The organism is Pseudomonas sp. M2, assembly GCF_015751845.1.
Classification (GTDB): Bacteria; Pseudomonadota; Gammaproteobacteria; order Pseudomonadales; family Pseudomonadaceae; genus Aquipseudomonas; species Aquipseudomonas putida_E.
The window spans coordinates 4,162,585-4,180,341 of the sequence record NZ_JADOUD010000001.1; the positions used below are offsets into that span (position 1 = coordinate 4,162,585).

Annotated in this window: 7 protein-coding genes; 4 read left to right on the top strand and 3 right to left on the bottom strand. The window is 65.3% G+C overall.

All coding sequences use genetic code 11. The annotated features are described in order from the left end of the window. Positions 1-43: 43 nt before the first annotated feature. Positions 44-736, top strand: a complete 693-nt coding sequence (locus IWW33_RS19440; RefSeq protein WP_119687514.1) for an alpha/beta family hydrolase — start codon at positions 44-46, stop codon at positions 734-736. 159 nt (positions 737-895) lie between these two features. On the opposite strand, the gene IWW33_RS19445 is transcribed toward IWW33_RS19440, so the two are convergent. Further along, positions 896-1,180 carry a pyrimidine/purine nucleoside phosphorylase gene (locus IWW33_RS19445; protein WP_012315400.1) on the bottom strand — a complete coding sequence of 95 codons (285 nt, stop codon included), beginning with the start codon at positions 1,178-1,180 and terminating at the stop codon, positions 896-898. Positions 1,181-1,272: 92 nt separating this feature from the next. Beyond that, positions 1,273-1,818: an exonuclease domain-containing protein gene (locus tag IWW33_RS19450; protein ID WP_119687513.1), complete on the bottom strand. Its 546-nt coding sequence runs from the start codon at positions 1,816-1,818 to the stop codon at positions 1,273-1,275. 163 nt (positions 1,819-1,981) lie between these two features. On the opposite strand from IWW33_RS19450, the gene IWW33_RS19455 reads away from it, so the two are divergent. Both IWW33_RS19455 and IWW33_RS19460 read left to right on the top strand, forming a co-directional pair. Beyond that, positions 1,982-2,782, top strand: coding sequence for a transporter substrate-binding domain-containing protein (locus tag IWW33_RS19455; RefSeq protein ID WP_119687512.1), 801 nt, complete (start codon positions 1,982-1,984; stop codon positions 2,780-2,782). A gap of 64 nt (positions 2,783-2,846) precedes the next feature. Then, positions 2,847-3,860 (top strand): GNAT family N-acetyltransferase, encoded by a 1,014-nt coding sequence (locus IWW33_RS19460; protein ID WP_119687511.1) that lies wholly within the window; start codon positions 2,847-2,849, stop codon positions 3,858-3,860. A gap of 71 nt (positions 3,861-3,931) precedes the next feature. Here IWW33_RS19460 and IWW33_RS19465 read toward each other — a convergent pair whose 3' ends face one another. Continuing rightward, positions 3,932-4,462 (bottom strand): RNA polymerase factor sigma-70, encoded by a 531-nt coding sequence (locus IWW33_RS19465; RefSeq protein WP_119687510.1) that lies wholly within the window; start codon positions 4,460-4,462, stop codon positions 3,932-3,934. A 305-nt stretch (positions 4,463-4,767) separates the two neighbouring features. Here IWW33_RS19465 and IWW33_RS19470 point away from each other — a divergent pair, with 305 nt between their 5' ends. After that, positions 4,768-17,721, top strand: a complete 12,954-nt coding sequence (locus tag IWW33_RS19470; protein WP_174142530.1) for a non-ribosomal peptide synthetase — start codon at positions 4,768-4,770, stop codon at positions 17,719-17,721. The last annotated feature ends 36 nt before the right edge of the window (positions 17,722-17,757 follow it).

A 17,757-nucleotide genomic window follows, 5' to 3' on the forward strand; every position in this document is an offset into this window, starting at 1 on the left:
GTTCCCATCCACGGTTATTGGCAGGCTTTACAGCGAGGCAAGCATGATTAATGGGCAACGTGCCGGTATTGACGGGGATCAATGGGCGAAGATCGGAAATGTCCCAGGCTTGCACTGCAATCCGGCGCAGAATCAGCAAGATGGCAGTGCTGCGGCGTGCCTGATCCTGGCCCATGGCGCTGGCGCGCCGATGGACAGCGGGTTCATGGATGAAATGGCGCAAAGGCTGGCGGCGCTTGGCGTAGGGGTGGTTCGCTTCGAGTTTCCCTACATGGCCGAGCGCAGGGCAGGGGGTGGCAAGCGGCCACCCAACCCACAGAAGGTGTTGCTCGAATGCTGGCGCGAGGTGTACCGGCAGGTGCGACCTTTGGTCACGGGCAAGCTGGCGATTGGCGGCAAGTCAATGGGCGGGCGCATGGCCAGCGTGCTGGCCGACGAGTTGGGTGCTGACGCGCTGGTGTGCCTGGGCTATCCGTTCTATGCCGTGGGCAAACCGGAAAAACCACGGGTCGAGCATTTGGCGGGCTTGCAGACGCCTGCGTTGATCGTGCAGGGCGAGCGGGATGCGCTGGGTAATCGTGACGCAGTGCAGGGGTATGCGCTGTCACCGTCGATCGAGGTGAGCTGGCTGGTGGCAGGCGATCATGATCTGAAACCGCTGAAGGCTTCGGGGTTCAGCCATGAGCAGCATTTGCAGGCGGCGGCTGAGAAGGTAGCGGGGTTCCTCAGAGGCTGACTACCTGTAGGAGCGGCCTTGCCGGGGCGCCGGACCGGTCGGAAAGGGCTGCGAAGCAGACCCAGGATTCAGCAGCGCAACAACAATTGCTGGGTCTGCTTCGCAGCCCTTTCGCGACACAAGGCCGCTCCTACAAGCGACCGTGTGTGCAGCAACAGATCAGTCGCGATACTCGCACAGGTAGGCAGTATCCACCGCCACTTTCAGCTGGAACTTGCTGTCGGCGGCCACATTGAACTTGTCGCCGGCGTTGAAGGTTTCCCAGTTGTCGCTGCCCGGCAGCTTGACGGTCAGCGCACCGGAAACCACGTGCATGATTTCGCGCTTGGCGGTGCCGAACTCGTATTCGCCCGGTGCCATGACGCCGACGGTGGCCGGGCCTTCAGTGCCTTCGAAGGCGATCGACTTGACGGTACCATCGAAGTACTCGTTGACCTTGAACATGGGGCGACTCCTGAAAAAGAGGGGATGAAAAAGGGCTGGCCAGTATGCCCAAGCCCATCCGCCCCGTCATCTGCTTTCAGGCGGCCCAGAGCTCAAATGCCCGGCAGGCTCAAGGGCAATAGCCGCGCGGTATTGCGGGCATCCTCCAGCGCCCGGTGCTGTTGCCCGCAAAAATGCATACCGGCCAGTTGCAGGGCACCGTTGAGGCCCGTCGGACGCTGCAGGTGACGAGCCTTGGCGAAGCGCTGCTTGAGGTTGATATGCGGCAGGTCGCGCAACAGGCTGTCGAGCTCATGTTGCTGCCATTCCTGCAGTAACTGCTGGCGGTCGTAATCACCCCAGCTGACCCAAGCCTGCAATTGCCCGCGATGGTGCCCCAACCAGCGTTCGAAACGCGCCCATACCTCGGGAAATGGCGCTGCGCTATCCACATTGGCCTGGCTGATGTGCGTCAGTTCGCGGCAGAACGGCGTCAGTTGCGGCCGCCGCCTGGGCCGCACGAAGCGCTGGAAGTGGTCCACTTCGCGGCCTTCACGGGTCACCAGGCTGGCGCCGATTTCAATGATTTCCATCTCCGTCACCGGCCAGCCACCGTCATCGGTGGTAGCTTCCAGGTCGATCACCAACCAGTGGCCCATACCAGGCTCCCTCGCCATACATGCCAAAGCAGCGTAGCCAATGTCGGGCGTCACGGCATCCCCTGGCAAAATGCCCTCACTTTGGCATAACCAGCAGTTGTGCCTTGCCAGGAAAACGCCTAGCTTAGGCGCATCCAGGTATGAACCGTGATGAGTGTCCGTCTTGACTCCAGCGCCCGGCCTGAAGGCTTTGACCACCCTGTTGATGCTGGCCGCGGTATGGCTGGCGGCACCGGTCTGGGCTGCCGACGCCATCGAGGTAAAGGTCGGCGCTGCGCATTTTCCGCCTTATACGGTTCGCCCCGAGCAGGGTGCCGACACCGGGCTGCTGCCGCAACTGGTCGAAGCGTTGAACCGCCTGCAGCAAGATTATCGCTTCGTGCTGGTGCCCACATCGATTCAGCGGCGCTTTGGCGATTTCCAGCAAGGCCGTACCGATATGGCCATCTTCGAAAACCCGCAGTGGGGCTGGCAACGGATACCGCATCAGGCGGTGGATATGGGCCTGGAAGATGCAGAGGTGTTCGTGGCCAAACAGGCCGATGGCCGGGACCAGCATTATTTCGATGATCTCGCCGGCAAGCGCCTGGCGCTGTTCAACGGCTACCACTATGCATTCGCCCGTTTCAATCCGGACCCCAACTACCTGCGCAAGACCTACAACGCCACGCTGACCTATTCGCACGACAGCAACCTGCTGATGGTCCAGGCTGGCCGAGCCGACATCGCGCTGGTGACGCGCTCTTACCTCAGTGATTTCCTGGCGCGCAACCCGGCCAGTCACAGCCGGTTGATCGCCTCCACGCGCATCGACCAGGTCTATCATCACTATGCTTTGCTGCGCCCCGGCGCGCCTATCAGCGATGCGCAATTGGCCGCGCTGCTGCGCCATCTGCGTGATACCGGCGAACTGGCCCGCATCTTCCAGCCTTACCGGATCACCGTCGAAGCCCCCCATGACTAAATTCCCCGATTGCAGTGACGTTTTCAGAAATGAGCCTTTCTTTCATTTTCTGTGAGCCCTGACCATGCCGTTCGATGCCGCTTCTCAGCCCTTGTCACAGCCTCGCTGGCGCAGCCTGAGCGCTGAAGAGGGCGATTGCTGGTTGAGCCTGACCCTGGAGGGTCGCCCGCTGATCCAGGTGCGCCTTGCGCCAGCTGCTACCCTGGCGGTGCATATTGAACGCCTATGCCCCGAACGCCCACAGCAGGCCCTGTGGGCCGCCTGTTACTGGTTGTTGTCGCGGGATCCAGCCTGTCAGCGCCTTGCCTGGCACCTGCCGCAGCCTGTACCTGAGACCCTCGCCAGCGGCCTGTTGCTCAGCACGGAACAGCCAGGCGTGTACCTGTGCGAGCGCGCTATGTTCTGGCAGTTGCCACAGCCTTGGCTTGGCCAGTTGGTCAGCGGCGCATACCCACAACAGATGCAGATCAGCAATGGCAAGCGCCACCCGCGCCGCGCACCCAAGCCCCATGGCGAGGTGTATCGGCGCTTCGATGCGCGCCTGGGGAGTTGGGTGTCGCTGCGCACCCTGGAGCTCGAACAGGACCTGGAGCGCTTCAATCGCTGGCAGAACGATCCGCGTGTGGAGCAATTCTGGCAGGAGGGCGGGTCGTTGGAGCAGCACAGGGAATACCTGGCCAAGCTGGAAGCCGACCCGCACACCGTGACCTTGATCGGCTGTTTCGACGATCAGCCATTTGCCTACTTCGAGGCTTATTGGGCCAAGGAGGACCGCATCGCGCCGTTCTATCAAGCCGACGACTACGACCGCGGCATCCACATGCTGGTGGGTGAGCAGGCGCATCGCGGTCCGCACAAGGTCGCCAGTTGGTTGTCGGCGCTGGTGCATTACCTGTTTCTGGATGACCCACGCACCCAGCGGGTGGTGGCCGAGCCCCGTGCCGACAATGGCAAGATGATCGGCTACATGCACGACCAGTGCTTCCATTGCGACAAGGAGTTCGATTTTCCGCACAAGCGCGCAGCGTTGATGATTCTGGGGCGGGAGCGGTTTTTCGATCGTTGCAGGCTGGCTTAGGGGGGCTTCGAGCTGCAAGCTGCAAGAGAAGGGCGCGTCGCCGCTGATTCATCTTGCAGTTTGCAGCTGCTTCAGGCCTGGCGGCTGGCGGTCTTGCGGCAATGAACCAGCGCATCACGGATCATGAAGTTGACCAGCGTGGGCGACACGCCCAGCTCCTTGGCGATGTCTTTCTGCGGCACGCCGTGCAGGCGGTACATCTCGAAAGCGTAACGGGTGCGCTGGGGTAGCTCGTTGAGCGCCTCGGCAATGTGCTCGAGGGCCGCCAGGTTGATGTGCGTGGCCTCGGGCGAGGCGTTCTGGATGACCACGTTCAAACCTTCCTCTTCGCTGCCTGAGTACCTCAGCTCCATCGCCTGCTTGCGGTAATGGTCGATGGCCAGGTTGCGCACGATCTGGAACAGGTAGCTGAGCTGGGCCTTGAACGACGAGGTGATCTGGGGGGCGGCGCCGAGCCGGAAGAAAGCGTCCTGCACCACGTCTTCGGCCCGTGAGCGGCAGCCGGTGATGCGGGCTGCGATCTTGACCAGGATGCTGCGGTTGTCGACGAATGCCTGGAGTAATGGTGAATCGCACTTACTTGTGGATAGTTGTTCCGCCATGGAAATCACCTTGTCACAGAGGGGAATAGGAGCACCCCACATGGGGAAGCTTCCTACGACGTGCGACAAACTATTCAGAATGATAATGATTGTCAAATACGAAAGTTAATGAGTATCTATTAGTTTCAGTTCTAAGCAGGCGATCGTGATGCGCGTCACTTTCCGTGTGCCTGATCGCTGCGACATCCCGGTAATTTCTTGCGCTGCCCATCCGTTCCCCTGTGTACATCCGGCCGCCGGACGCTGCCCGCCGAACCACGCGCGGCAGCCGGCCCGACTTACCCAGACACTGGCAGGAACACCCCATGACGGACGCCTTCGAACTCCCGCTCTCGCTGGTCCAGGCCCTGGCGCAACGTGCTGCGCACACCCCTGACCGCATCGCCTTGCGCTTTTTGGCCGATGCTCCCGGCGAGCAGGCGGTGCTCAGCTATCGGGACCTGGACATGCGTGCGCGCACCATCGCAGCAGCCTTGCAGGCCCGCGCCGCGTTCGGTGACCGCGCCGTGCTGCTGTTCCCCAGCGGGCCGGACTATGTGGCGGCGTTCTTCGGCTGCCTGTATGCCGGTGTCATCGCCGTGCCGGCCTACCCGCCGGAGTCTTCGCGCCAGCATCACCAGGAGCGCCTGCTGTCGATCATCGATGACGCCGAGCCCCGCCTGCTGCTGACCGTCGCAGCGCTGCACGACAGCCTGCAGGGCCTGCAAGCACTCGCCGCAGACAGCGCCCCTGAGCTGCTTACGGTGGATGGCCTGGACCCGGCCCTGGCCAGTGACTGGCGCGAACCGGCGCTGGCCGGCGACGACATCGCCTTCCTCCAGTACACCTCCGGCTCCACCGCCCTGCCCAAGGGCGTGCAGGTCAGCCACGGCAACCTGGTGGCCAACGAGCAGTTGATCCGCCATGGGTTTGGCATCGACCTCAACCCCGATGATGTGATCGTCAGCTGGTTGCCGCTTTACCACGACATGGGCCTGATCGGCGGGCTGCTGCAGCCCATCTTCAGTGGCGTGCCGTGTGTGTTGATGTCGCCAGGTTACTTCCTCGCACGGCCGCAGCGCTGGCTGCAGGCGATCAGCGAATACGGCGGGACCATCAGCGGCGGGCCGGACTTTGCCTACCGCCTGTGCAGCGAGCGGGTCAGTGAGGCGGCCCTGGCCAGCCTCGACCTGAGCCGCTGGCGTGTGGCCTATTCCGGCTCCGAGCCGATCCGCCAGGACAGCCTGGACACCTTCGCCGAGAAGTTCGCCCCCTGCGGTTTCACGCCCAGCAGTTTCTTCGCCAGCTATGGCCTGGCCGAAGCCACCTTGTTCGTCAGCGGCAGCCGCCGTGGCCAAGGCATCGGCGCGCTGGAACTCGACGCCGACGCCTTCGCCGCCAACCGTGCAGAAGCCGGCAAGGGCAGCGTGCTGATGAGCTGCGGCTACCCGCAGCCAGGGCATGCGGTCCGTATCGTCGAGCCACAGTGCCTGGACGTGCTGAGTGACAATCGGGTTGGCGAAATCTGGGCCGCTGGCCCCAGCATCGCTTCGGGCTACTGGCGCAACCCTGAGGCCAGCGCGCGGACCTTTGTCGAAATGGACGGCCAGACGTGGCTGCGCACCGGTGACCTGGGCTTCATGCGTGAAGGTGAAGTGTTCGTCACCGGGCGCCTGAAGGACATGCTGATCGTCCGTGGCCAGAACCTCTACCCGCAGGACCTGGAAAAAACCCTGGAACGTGAAGTCGATGTGCTGCGCAAGGGCCGTGTAGCGGTATTTGCCGTGGACGACCAGGGTGAAGAGGGGATCGGTGTTGCGGTGGAAATCAGCCGTAACGTGCAGAAGGCGTCCACCCCCGAGGCGCTGATCAAGACGCTGCGCCAGGTCGTCGCCGACGCCTGCCGGCAGGCGCCTGCCGTGGTCCTGTTGCTCAACCCGGGGGCCTTGCCCAAGACCTCCAGCGGCAAGCTGCAGCGATCGGCCTGCCGCCTGCGCATGGACGATGGCAGCCTGGACTGCTATGCACGCTTCCCGACGCCCGTCGAAACCGGTGAAACTGCCGCTGCCGGCGACGGCCTGCAGGCACGTATCGCGGCCCTCTGGTGCGAGGTGCTCAAGGCCGAATCAGTCGCCGCCGATGATCACTTCCTGCTGCTGGGCGGCAACTCCATCGCTGCCACCCAGGTGACTGCGCGTCTGGCCGATGAACTGGGTATCGCGCTGGGCCTGCGCACCCTGTTCGAAGCACCGACCCTGGCGCAGTACAGCGCTGCCGTGGCGGCAATCCTCGCCCAGGGGGGTGGCGAAACGGCGACCATTGCCCGCCTTGACCGTGGGCAGGCCCTGCCGCAGTCGTTGGCGCAAAACCGCCTTTGGCTGCTGTGGCAGCTGGCGCCGCAGTCGGCGGCCTACAACATACCTGCCGGCCTGCACCTGCGCGGCGAGCTGGACGAAGCTGCGCTGGATGCCGCATTCCAGGCGCTGGTGGCGCGCCACGAATCGTTGCGCACCGTGTTCAGCGAAGAACACGGCCAGGCGCTGCAGCGCATCCTGCCCCGGCAGGCGTTCACCCTGCTGCACCTGGACCTGCAAGGGCTGCCAGCCACCGACGTGGCCGAGCGCCGCGAAGCCGAAGCACAGCTACCGTTCGACCTGGGCCAGGGCCCGTTGCTGCGCGTGACCCTGGTGCGGCTGGGTGACGAAGACCATCAGCTGTGGGTGACCTTGCACCACATCGTCGCCGATGGCTGGTCGCTGAACATCCTGCTCGACGAATTCGCCAAACTGTATGCCGCCCGTTGCCAGGGCCTTGAGGCTTCGCTGGCGCCTTTACCACTGGGTTACGCCGACTATGGCAACTGGCAGCGCCAATGGCTGGCTGAAGGCGAAAGCACGCGCCAGCTTGAATACTGGAAAGCCCGGCTGGGCGATGCGCTACCGGTGCTCGACCTGCACCCGGACCGGCCGCGTTCCAGCCAGCAGGCAAACCGTGCGGCACGCTTGAACGTCAAAGTACCGGCCAAGCTGAGCGAAGCCCTCAAGGGCCTGGCCCGCGAACATCAGGCCAGCCTGTTCATGGTGCTGCTGGCAGCCTGGCAGGGCCTGCTGCACCGCTACACCGGCCAGCACGACATCCGTGTCGGTGTACCCAATGCCAACCGCCCGCGCCAGGAAACCCAGGGCATGGTCGGTTTCTTCATCAACACCCAGGTGCTGCGAGCGCAGCTCGATGGCCGCCAGCCGTTCGCGCAACTGCTGGCTCAGGTAAGGCAGGCGACCCTCGATGCCCAGGCCCACCAGGACCTGCCGTTCGAGCAACTGCTCGAAGCGTTGCCCGACGCCCGTGAGCAGGGCCTGTTCCAGGTCATGTTCAACCACCAGCAGCGCGACCTCTCGGCCCTGCGCCGCCTGCCGGGTTTGCTGGCAGAAGAGTTGCCGTGGCACAGCCGCGAAGCCAAGTTCGACCTGCAGCTGCACAGCGAGGAAGACCACTTGGGCCGTCTGAGCCTGGCCTTCGACTACGCCGCCGAGCTGTTTGCCGAAGATACCGTCACCCGCCTGGCACAGCACCTGCTGGCGCTGCTCGAGCAAGTGTGCGCGGACCCGCAACTGGCCTTGGGCGACGTCGCTTTGCTGGATGAGCAAGCCCGCCAACAATTGCTGGCCTGGGGCCAGGCGCCGGCGCCGGCACTGCAGCGCCTGGTGGTCGAGCAACTCAATGAACAGGCGCGCCAGACCCCTGAGCGCAGGGCGCTGGTTTGGGAAGGCGGCAGCCTGGATTACGCCGAACTGCACCAACAAGCCAACCGCCTGGCCCATTACCTGCGCGACAAAGGCGTCGGCCCCGACTGCTGCGTGGCCATCGCCGTGGAGCGCTCGCCGCAACTGCTGGTCGGTCTGCTGGCGATCCTCAAGGCGGGCGGTGCCTATGTGCCGCTTGATGTCGACTACCCGGCCGAACGCCTGGCCTACATGCTGCGCGATTGCCAGGCCAGCCTGCTACTGAGCAACAGCGGCATGCTGGCCAACCTGCCGCAAGTCGATGGCGTCAGTGCCATTGCCCTCGATCAGCTGCACCTGGACAGTTGGCCAAGCCACGCGCCTGGCCTGCACCTGCACGGCGACAACCTGGCCTATGTGATCTACACCTCCGGTTCCACCGGCCAGCCCAAAGGCGTGGGCAACACCCATGCAGCTTTGGCCGAACGCCTGCAGTGGATGCAGGCCACTTATGCGCTGGATGCTGGCGATGTGCTGATGCAGAAGGCGCCGATCAGCTTCGACGTGTCGGTCTGGGAGTGCTTCTGGCCGCTGATCACCGGTTGCAAGCTGGTGCTGGCCGGCCCCGGCGAGCACCGTGACCCGCAGCGCATCGCCGCGCTGGTGCAGCAGCACGGGGTCACCACGCTGCACTTCGTGCCGCCTTTGCTGCAGGTGTTCGTGCAAGAGCCGCTGGCCGCTGGCTGCAGCAGCTTGCGCCGGCTGTTCTGCGGTGGCGAGGCGTTGTCGGCGAGCCTGCGCGACCGCGTGCTGCAACGGCTGCCGCAGGTCCAACTGCACAACCGCTATGGCCCGACCGAAACCGCCATCAACGTCACCCATTGGCACTGCCGGGCTGAAGACGGCGAACGCTCGCCCATTGGCCGGCCGTTGGGCAACGTGATCTGCCGTGTGCTCGATGGCGAACTGCAACTGGCCGCACCGGGCGTGCCAGGCGAGCTGTACCTGGGAGGCGCGGGGCTTGCCCGCGGCTACCTCGGCCGCCCTGGCCTGACCGCCGAACGCTTCGTGCCGCAGGCCGATGGCAATGGCGAGCGCCTGTACCGCAGTGGCGACCGTGCCCGCTGGCAGTTACAGGCCCAGGCTCTGGAATACCTCGGCCGCCTGGACCAACAGGTGAAAGTGCGAGGTTTTCGCGTCGAGCCCGAAGAAGTCCAAGCCTGCCTGCTTGCTCAGCCGGGTGTCGAGCAAGCGCTGGTGCTGATCCATCAGGACGGCGTGGGCGCGCAGCTGGTCGGCTACTACAGCGGCCCGGGGCAAGCCGAGGCATTGCTCGCCAGCCTGGCCGAACGCCTGCCTGCCTACATGGTGCCAGCGCAACTGATCGCGCTTGAACACATGCCGCTGGGGCCCAGTGGCAAGGTCGATCGCAAGGCGCTGCCGGCACCGGTCTGGCAGCAGCGCGAACATGTCGCGCCGCAGACAGCGTTGCAGCAGCAGGTTGCGGCCATTTGGTGCGAGGTGCTGAACCTGCCGCGCATCGGCTTGCACGACGATTTCTTCGCCCTTGGCGGGCACTCGCTGCTGGCCACCCAGATCGTCTCGCGCACCCGCCAGGCCTGCGATGTCGAGCTGCCCTTGAAGGTGCTGTTCGAAGCCAGCGAGCTGGGCGCCTTCTGCGCCGAGATCGCCCGCATCCGCGAAGCCGGCGAACGCAACCTGCAGGGCGAGATCACCCGCGTCGACCGCCGCCAGGCTGTGCCGCTGTCGTATTCGCAACAACGCATGTGGTTCCTATGGCAGATGGAGCCGGACAGCCCGGCCTACAACGTCGGCGGCATGGCGCGCCTGCGCGGCACGCTGCATGTGGATGCGTTCGAGCGCGCACTGCAGGCGTTGATCGTGCGCCATGAAACCTTGCGCACCACGTTCCCCGCCATTGACGGTGTGCCGTACCAGTGCGTGGCCGGCGAAGGCGCCGTACACCTGGACTGGCAGGATTTCAGCACCTTGCCAGCAGCCCTGCGCGAGCAGCGCCTGCAGCAACTGGCCGACGCTCAGGCGCACCAGCCGTTCGACCTGGAGCGTGGCCCGCTGCTGCGTGCCTGCCTGGTCAAGGCCGAGGAGCGCGAGCACTATTTCGTGCTCACGCTGCACCATATCGTCACCGAAGGCTGGGCCATGGACATCTTCGCCCGCGAACTGGGCGAGCTGTACGAAGCGTTCGTCGATGAGCGCGAGTCGCCACTGACGCCGTTGCCGGTGCAGTACCTGGACTACAGCGTCTGGCAGCGGCAGTGGCTGGAAAGCGGCGAAGGGGCGCGCCAACTGGCCTACTGGAAAGCCCGCCTGGGCGATGAGCACCCGGTCCTGGCCCTGCCGGCTGACCGGCCACGCCCGACCGTGCAGAGCCACCGTGGCGAGCTGTACCGCTTCGAGCTGGACCCGGCGCTGGTTGCCCGCGTGCATGCCTTCAACAGCCAGCGCGGGCTGACCTTGTTCATGACCATGACCGCCACCCTGGCCGCCTTGCTGCACCGCTACAGCGGCCAGCGCGACCTGCGCATCGGTGCGCCGGTGGCCAACCGTATCCGCCCCGAAAGCGAAGGGTTGATCGGCGCCTTCCTCAACACCCAGGTGCTGCGCTGCGAGGTGGACGGGCAGATGATCGCAGCCGCATTGCTCGACCAGGTGCGCCGGGCCGCCATCGAAGGCCAGTCGCACCAGGACCTGCCATTCGAGCAACTGGTAGAAGCTTTGCAGCCACCGCGCAGCAGCGCCTACAACCCGCTGTTCCAGGTGATGTGCAACGTGCAGCGCTGGGCCTTCCAGCAAAGCCGTGAGCTGGCAGGCATGCAGGTGGATTACCTGGTCAACGATGCCAGCGCCACCAAGTTCGATCTGTACCTGGAGGTGACCGACCTAGATGGCCGTCTCGGTTGCTGCCTGACCTACAGCCGCGACCTGTTCGATGAACCGCGGATCGCGCGCATGGCCGAGCATTGGCAACAGTTGCTGGTCGGCTTGCTGGACAACCCGCATCAGCGTCTGTGCGAGCTGCCGATGCTGGCCGGGGCCGAACAGCAGGTATTGCTCGACCAGTTGCAGGGTGAGCATGATCTCGCCCCTGAGCAGACCCTTCACGGCCTGTTCGCCGCCCAGGCTGCGCGTACGCCACAAGCCGGCGCGCTGACCTTCGCCGGCCGGCACCTGAGCTATGCCGAGCTCGACCAGCAGGCTAACCGCCTGGCCCGAGCCCTGCGCGAGCGGGGTGTCGGCCCGCAGGTGCGCGTGGGCCTGGCGCTGGAGCGTTCGCTGGAGATGGTCGTCGGCCTGCTGGCCATCCTCAAGGCCGGTGGCGCTTACGTGCCGCTCGACCCGGAATACCCGCTCGACCGCCTGCGTTACATGATCGAGGACAGCCGTATCGGTCTGCTGCTGAGCCAGCGTGCGCTGCTCGAAACCCTTGGCGAACTGCCCGACGGCGTAGCGCGCTGGAGCCTGGAGGACGACGCCGCAGGCTTGTCCGCCTACAGCGATGCACCCTTGGCCAACCTCAACCTGCCGCAGCACCAGGCCTACCTGATCTACACCTCGGGGTCCACCGGCAAACCCAAGGGTGTGGTGGTCAGCCACGGCGAAATCGCCATGCATTGCCAGGCGGTGATCAAGGCCTTCGGCATGCGCAGCGACGACTGCGAACTGCACTTCTATTCGATCAACTTCGACGCGGCCAGCGAGCGCCTGCTGGTGCCGCTGCTGTGCGGCGCCCGCGTGGTGCTGCGTGCCCAGGGGCAATGGGGCGCCGAAGACATCTGCCAACTGGTACGCGAGCAGCAGGTCAGTATCCTCGGTTTCACCCCAAGCTACGGCAGCCAGCTGGCCCAGTACCTGGCCGGGCAGGGCGAGCAACTGCCGGTACGCCTGGTGATCACCGGCGGTGAGGCGCTGACCGGCGAGCACCTGACGCGTATCCGTCAGGCCTTCGCCCCCCAGCAGTTCTTCAACGCCTACGGCCCGACCGAGACGGTGGTCATGCCCCTGGCTTGTCTTGCCCCTGACACCTTGCCCACCGATGCCGGCAGCGTGCCGATCGGCCGGGTGATCGGTGCCCGCAGTGCCTATATCCTCGATGACGACCTGGCGTTGCTGCCACAAGGTGGCATCGGCGAGTTGTACATCGGCGGGGTAGGGCTTGCCCAGGGCTATCACGACCGCCCTGGCTTGAGCGCCGAGCGTTTTGTCGCCGACCCGTTCAGCCATGACGGTGGGCGCCTGTACCGCACCGGTGACCTGGTGCGCCTGCGCGCCGATGGCCTGGTGGAGTATGTCGGGCGTGCCGACCAGCAGGTGAAGATCCGCGGCTTCCGTATCGAGCTTGGCGAAATCGAGAGCTGTCTGCAGGCGCATGCAGATATCGAAGAGGCTGTGGTCCTGGCTCACGATTTGCCCGGCGGCAAGCAACTGGTCGGTTACCTGGTGTGCAAGCGGGCCAGCGCTGACAGTGAGGTCCAAGCCCGGTTGCGCGAAGCGGTCAAGGCGCACGCCCGTCAGCACCTGCCCGATTACATGGTGCCGACGCACCTGGTACTGCTGGGCAGCCTGCCGCTGATGGGCAACGGCAAGCTGGACCGCCGTGCCTTGCCGCTGCCAGACCTGGAACAGGCCCGCGAACAGTACCAGGCACCTGCGAACGCGCTTGAGGAGCAACTGGCGCAGATCTGGCGCGAGGTGCTCAACATCTCCCGCGTGGGCGTGCAGGACAACTTCTTTGAACTGGGCGGTGATTCGATCCTGTCCATCCAGGTGGTCAGCCGGGCCCGTCAGCTGGGCCTGCAGTTCACCCCGCGCGACCTGTTCCAGCACCAGACCATCCAGACACTGGCCGCCGTGGCCAGCCGCAGCGAGGTGGCGAACAGCATCGAGCAGGGCCAGCGCCAGGGCCGCAGCGGCCTGACGCCGATTCAGCACTGGTTCTTCGACAGTGAGGTGGCCCAACCGCAACACTGGAACCAGGCCGTCTTGCTTCAGGCGCGCGTGCCGCTGGACAGCGCCCTGCTGGAGCGGGCCCTGGCCACCCTGGTGGCACACCACGACAGCCTGCGCCTGCGGTTTACCCAGGCAGATGGCCGCTGGCAGGGCGAATACGCCGCAGCGCCTGGCGAGCAACTGCTATGGACTGCCACGGTGGCCGATTTCAATGCCTGTCAGGCGCTGTACACCGACGTACAACGCAGCCTGGATCTGGAACAGGGGCCATTGCTGCGGGCCTTGCTGGTCAGCGACGGGCAGGGCGCCCAGCGGCTGTTGCTGGCGATCCATCACCTGGTGGTCGATGGAGTGTCCTGGCGCGTGCTGCTCGAAGACCTGCAGGCGCTGTACCGTGGTCAGCCGCTGGTGGCCAAGACCCACGCCATGGCCGACTGGGCTGCGCGCCTGGCAAGCTACGCCGGCAGCGATTCGCTGCGCGATGAGCTCGGCTGGTGGCAAGACCAGCTGGGGGATGTGCGCCATGAGCTGCCATGCGATCACCCGCAGGGCGGCAACCTGCACCGGCATGCCGATACCCTGGCCATCGCCCTGGATGTGGAGCAGACCCGTCAGTTGTTGCAACAGGCCCCCGCGGCGTACCACACCCAGGTCAACGACCTGCTGCTGACTGCCCTGGCGCGCACGCTGTGCCGCTGGACCGGTGACGACGAGGTGCTGGTGCAGCTAGAAGGCCATGGCCGTGACGGGCTGTTCGAAGACATGGACCTGACCCGCAGCGTGGGCTGGTTCACCAGCGCCTACCCGCTGCGCCTGAACCCTCAGGCGGGTGAGGACGACAGCGCCCGCGCCACCTCGATCAAACGCATCAAAGAACAGCTGCGCCAGGTGCCGCACAAAGGCCAGGGTTACGGCGTGCTGCGTTACCTGGCTGATGACGCCAAGCGCGAGAGCATGGCCGCGCTGCCGCAAGCACGCATCACCTTCAACTACCTCGGCCAGTTCGACCAGCAGTTCGACAGCGCGGCGCTGTTCCAGCCGCTGGATGCCCTTGCGGGCCTGGCCCACGACCTCGACGCGCCACTGCCGAACTGGCTGAGCGTCGACGGCCAGGTCTATGGCGGTGCCTTGCAGTTGCGCTGGACCTATAGCCGCGAGCGTTTCGACGAGCAGACCATTGCGCGCCTGGCCGAGGCTTATCGCCACGAACTGTTGGCCCTGGTCGGCCACTGCCTGGCCCAGGGTACGGGCAGCTTCACGCCCTCGGACTTCCCACTGGCGCACCTGACCCAGGAACAGATCGACGCGCTGCCGGTTCCGGCTGCCGAAATCGAAGACGTCTACCCGCTGACCCCAATGCAGGAGGGCCTGCTGCTGCATACCCTGCTGGAGCCGGGTACCGGCATCTACTACATGCAGGACCGTTACCGCATCAACAGCGCCCTCGACCCGCAGCGCTTCGCCCAGGCCTGGCAGGCGGTGGTGGCGCGCCACGAGGCACTGCGGGCATCGTTCAGCTGGAATGCCGGCGAAGCGATGCTGCAGATCATTCACAAACCGGGTAACACCCCTGTCGACTACCAGGACTGGCGTGGCCTCGACGACGCGGCCCAGGAACAACGCCTGCAAGCGCTGCACAAGCAAGAGCGCGAGGCCGGCTTCGAGCTGCTGCGCCAGGCGCCGTTCCACCTGCGGCTGGTCCGCGTGGACGATGAGCGTTACTGGTTCATGATGAGCAACCACCACATCCTCATCGATGCCTGGTGCCGCTCGTTGTTGATGAACGACTTCTTCGAGCTCTACCAGGCCCTCGGCGAAGGCCGCCAGGCCCAGCTGCCGGTGCCGCCACGCTACCGCGACTACATCGGCTGGCTGCAACGCCAGGACCTGGGCGAAGCACGACGCTGGTGGCAGGCCAACCTGGCTGGCTTCGAGCGCGCCACGGCGATCCCAAGCGACCGCCCGCTGCGTCATGACCATGCCGGTGACGGCATGCTGGTCGGTGACTGCTACACCCGCCTGGAGGTGAGTGATGGCGTGCGCCTGCGCGAACTGGCCCAGGCTCACCAACTGACCATCAACACCTTCGCCCAGGCGGCCTGGGCCCTGGTGCTTGCCCGCTACAGCGGTGAGCGCGACGTGGCCTTTGGCGTGACCGTGGCCGGGCGGCCGGTGAGCATGCCGCAGATGCAGCGCACCGTCGGCCTGTTCATCAACAGCATCGCCCTGCGTGTGCAATTGCCCGAACCGGGCCAGCGCTGCAGCGTGCGCCAGTGGCTGCAAGGCCTGCTGGAGCGCAACATGGAGCTGCGCGAGTACGAATACCTGCCGTTGGTGACGATCCAGGAGTGCAGCGAACTGCCCAAAGGCCAGCCGCTGTTCAACAGCTTGTTCGTGTTCGAGAACGCCCCGGTGGAAACCGCGGTGCTCGACCACGCCCAGCACCTCAACGCCAGCTCGGACTCAGGCCGTACTCACACCAACTTCCCGTTGACGGCGGTGTGCTACCCGGGCGACGACCTTGGCCTGCACCTGTCGTTCGACCAGCGCTACTTCGACCATTCAACCGTCGAGCGCTTGCTGGCCGAGTTCAAGCGCCTGTTGCTGGCGTTGGTGCAAGGTTTCGACGGGCAGGTCAGCGAGCTGCCGTTGCTGGGTGAGGCAGAGGAACGCTTCCTGCTTCAGGCGTGCAACCGCACCGAACGGGCCTATGCCCTGGAGCAGAGCTACGTCGCGCAGTTCGAGGCACAGGTCGCCGCGCACCCAGAGCGCACGGTGGCCCGTTGCATGGAGGCGAGCTATGACTATGCCGGGTTGAACCTGGCAGCCAACCGCCTGGGCCATGCGCTGGTCGCTGCGGGTGCTGGCATCGATCAGCCGGTCGCGCTGCTGGCCGAGCGGGGCCTGCCACTGCTGGGCATGATCGTCGGCAGCTTCAAGGCAGGTGCCGGTTACCTGCCCTTGGACCCTGGTCTGCCGTCGGCGCGCCTGCAGCGTATCGTCGAGCTCAGCCGCACGCCGGTGCTGGTGTGCAGCGCAGCCTGTGCCGAGCAGGCGCGCCTGTTGCTGGACGAACTGGCCGGCGTGGCGCGGCCGCGGCTGTTGATATGGGAGGAGGTGCAATCGAGCAACATCGCCAGCCACAACCCGGGTATCCACAGTGGGCCGGACAATCTTGCCTACGTGATCTACACCTCAGGCTCCACTGGCCTGCCCAAAGGCGTGATGGTCGAGCAGCGCGGCATGCTCAACAACCAGCTGAGCAAGGTGCCGTACCTGGCGCTGAGCGAGCAGGATGTGATTGCCCAGACCGCCTCGCAGAGCTTCGATATCTCGGTCTGGCAGTTCCTTGCCGCGCCATTGTTCGGCGCCAGGGTCGAGATCGTGCCAAACGCCATCGCCCACGATCCGCAGGGCCTGCTGACGCATGTTCAGGCCACCGGCATCACGGTGCTGGAGAGCGTGCCCTCGCTGATCCAGGGCATGCTGGCCAACGATCATCAGGCGCTGGGCGGCTTGCGCTGGATGCTGCCGACCGGCGAAGCCATGCCGCCGGAGCTGGCCGCGCAATGGCTGCAGCGCTACCCGGGCATCGGCCTGGTCAACGCCTACGGCCCGGCGGAGTGCTCCGATGACGTGGCGTTCTTCCGCGTCGACCTGGCCTCGACCCGTGGCAGCTACCTGCCGATCGGCACGCCAACCGACAACAACCGCCTGTATCTGTACGGCGAGGACCAGGCCTTGGTACCGCTGGGCGCGGTGGGCGAGCTGTGCGTAGCCGGTACCGGCGTGGGCCGGGGCTATGTCGGCGACCCGGTGCGTACCGCTCTGGCCTTCATCCCCCACCCGCATGGTGCGCCGGGCGAGCGCCTGTACCGCACTGGTGACCTGGCACGGCAGCGCCCGGATGGCGTGTTCGAATATGTCGGTCGCATCGACCACCAGGTGAAGATCCGCGGTTACCGGATCGAACTGGGTGAAATCGAAGCCCGCCTGCACGAGCAGGTCGAAATCCGCGACGCCGCCGTGGGTGTACAGGACGGTGTCAACGGCAAGCACCTGGTCGGATACCTGGTGGCTCATCAGGGCGTTACCGCCGATGCCGCGCTGCTGGAGCAGGTCAAGCAACGCCTGCGTGCTGATTTGCCGGAATACATGGTGCCGCTGCACTGGGGCTGGTTCGACAGCCTGCCGCACAACGCCAACGGCAAGCTTGACCGCAAGGCTTTGCCGGCCATCGACATCGGCGGCCAGCATGGCCAGGCCTACCTGGCGCCACGCGACGAGCTGGAAGAGGTGCTCGCCGCTATCTGGGCCGACGTGCTGAAGGCCGAGCGGGTAGGGGTGCACGACAACTTCTTCGAGCTGGGCGGGCATTCGCTTCTGGCAACGCAGATTGCCTCGCGGGTGCAGAAACAGTTGCAGCTGAACGTCCCGCTGCGGGCGATGTTCGAGTGCAGTACGGTTGAGGAGCTGGCGGAGTATGTGCGTGGGCTGCAGGGCAGTGCGCTGGATGAGGGCAAGGTGGATCGGTTGAGTGATCTGATGGCGGAGCTGGAGGGGTTGTGACAGCCACAGCTTAGTCTGTAACGGCCTCTTCGCGGG

Coding starts and splice junctions, on each gene's coding strand:
- IWW33_RS19470 (WP_174142530.1), top strand. CDS start 4,768: ATGACGGACGCCTTCGAACTCCCGCTCTCGCTGGTCCAGGCCCTGGCG.
- IWW33_RS19445 (WP_012315400.1), bottom strand. CDS start 1,180: ATGTTCAAGGTCAACGAGTACTTCGATGGTACCGTCAAGTCGATCGCC.
- IWW33_RS19465 (WP_119687510.1), bottom strand. CDS start 4,462: ATGGCGGAACAACTATCCACAAGTAAGTGCGATTCACCATTACTCCAG.
- IWW33_RS19460 (WP_119687511.1), top strand. CDS start 2,847: ATGCCGTTCGATGCCGCTTCTCAGCCCTTGTCACAGCCTCGCTGGCGC.
- IWW33_RS19440 (WP_119687514.1), top strand. CDS start 44: ATGATTAATGGGCAACGTGCCGGTATTGACGGGGATCAATGGGCGAAG.
- IWW33_RS19450 (WP_119687513.1), bottom strand. CDS start 1,818: ATGGGCCACTGGTTGGTGATCGACCTGGAAGCTACCACCGATGACGGT.